The sequence below is a fragment of the Kitasatospora sp. A2-31 genome, assembly GCF_022288725.1.
GTDB lineage: Bacteria > Actinomycetota > Actinomycetes > Streptomycetales > Streptomycetaceae > Kitasatospora.
Genome location: NZ_JAKNTA010000067.1, coordinates 3,431 through 5,163, shown reverse-complemented (window position 1 = coordinate 5,163; position 1,733 = coordinate 3,431). Strand labels below are relative to the sequence as shown.

The following is a 1,733-nucleotide window of genomic DNA, read 5'->3' as shown; positions in this document are numbered from 1 at the left end:
CGATGGGCCCGTCGTGGACGGGGACGATCACGTTCCTGGTTTCCATGCTGTGCGCTCCAATTCGGAGTCCAGCCCGTGGTGGGCGATGGGTGGAAGGGCGCTACGCGAAGGTGCCGTCGTCCGGCGCCGAGTTGGCCGCCGGGCGAGCACCGAGTCGGGCCGTGTCGAAGTGGTCCTGCACGATGACGCCGAGCAGGATGATCACCGCGGCGTTGCCGACCGCCCACAGGCCGCCGAGGAACGCGCCGACCGGATCGCGGTGCTGACCTCGACGGCGGGACGACTCGTGCACGGCTAACTCCTCACGGCAGGAGGGATGATGGGGAGCTCTTGCTGACCGGGCGCTCGAAGTGCGTGCCCGATGAGGTAATGACAGCCGCAGGCCGGACCGTGACGGGATGGTGAGCTAAGGTCACTCACGGTTCATTTATCACTCACTGGGGGCGGAGCGGATGGAGACGCAGGCGGACCAGGAGACGGCCGACCAGACGATGGAGGCGTTCGCCGCCGAAGTCGCCCACTGGCGCGAGGTCCGCAGCCTGTCGAAGCGCGCGCTGGCGCGGAAGATGGGCTTCGACCCGTCCTACGTCAGCCACATGGAGGCCGGCCGCCACAAGCCGACCGAGGAGTTCGCCCGCCTCGCCGACGAGATCCTCAACGCCGGGAAGGCCATCTGGCGACGCTGGCTCGACTACGACGCCGCCCGCTCCCGCAGCCGCCCCCAGGCATCAGCGCCAGCCCCGCGCCGCCCCGAACAGCCGTACGCCTCCGGCTCCGCGCTCGTGGTCGAACACGACGAAGCCGGTCTCGAATTCGACGGCTCCACCTACCGGTTGACCATGCGCCGCCGCCTGCGGAACACCGGCACCGAGCCCATCACCCGCTATCTGATCCGCATCGCCGTCGATCGCTACCCCGGGGAGCCTGAGCGCTCCAACGCCCACTACCGTGAGCACCCACTGACCTGGGACGAGCTGGCGCTCACCGCCTCATGCCAGGGCGAGGACATGCGGTGGCAGGCCAAGCACGACCGCGACGCCTTCAAGGAGGTCTGGCTCCTGTTCGACAACGAGCACGGCCGCTTCCCGCTCTACCCGGGCGATGCGACCTGGATCGAGTACGCCTACAGCGTCGGCGCCGACAAGTGGGGCCACTGGTTCCAGCGCGCCGTACGTCTGCCCACCGAACACCTCGCCGTCCGGCTCGACTTCCCCACCGCCCTCGACCCGGTGGTGTGGGGCACCGAGACCTCCATGACCGCCGAGGCCGCACCCCTCCGCACCGCCGTCAGCCGCCACGACGACGGCGAGCGCCGGCACTTCGCCTGGGCCACCGACGACCCACCGCTCCACGCGCGCTACCGCCTCGAATGGCGCTTCCGCGCCTCCGCCCCCAACCCGCAGCAGACCAAGGAGACAAGGTGATCGAGGTGCGCCCCAGCCAGCAGATGCAGTCCCTCGGCGTCGTCCAACAGGGCACCCCCATCCTCAACCGTCGCGCCGAGCCTTTCGACCTCCCGGCCGAACGCGCCGCTGCCCAGGCGGTGATCGACGAACTGTTCACCGCCGTCGACCGGATCGGCCGCATCCACTCCTTCGCCAAGGGCATGGGCCTCGCCGCCCCGCAGATCGGCATCCCACGCGCCGCCGCCCTCGTCCTGCCCCCGACCGCCGGCGCCGAACCGATCGTCCTGCTCAACCCGAAGATCACCGCCGTCTCCGACGAGATCGATG

At 70.0% G+C, this 1,733-nt stretch carries 3 protein-coding genes; 2 read left to right on the top strand and 1 reads right to left on the bottom strand.

Going from position 1 to position 1,733, the window contains the following annotated elements:
- Positions 1 to 100 precede the first annotated feature (100 nt).
- Positions 101 to 292 carry a hypothetical protein gene (locus MCM47_RS39325; RefSeq protein WP_238951009.1) on the bottom strand — a complete coding sequence of 64 codons (192 nt, stop codon included), beginning with the start codon at positions 290 to 292 and terminating at the stop codon, positions 101 to 103.
- Between the two features lie 160 nt (positions 293 to 452).
- On the opposite strand from MCM47_RS39325, the gene MCM47_RS39320 reads away from it, so the two are divergent.
- Complete coding sequence (locus tag MCM47_RS39320) at positions 453 to 1,424, top strand: helix-turn-helix transcriptional regulator (protein ID WP_238951681.1); 972 nt, start codon at positions 453 to 455, stop codon at positions 1,422 to 1,424.
- The coding region (locus MCM47_RS39315; protein ID WP_238951680.1) for a peptide deformylase at positions 1,421 to 1,733 on the top strand (313 nt) is incomplete at its 3' end. The genes MCM47_RS39320 and MCM47_RS39315, both read left to right, overlap by 4 nt.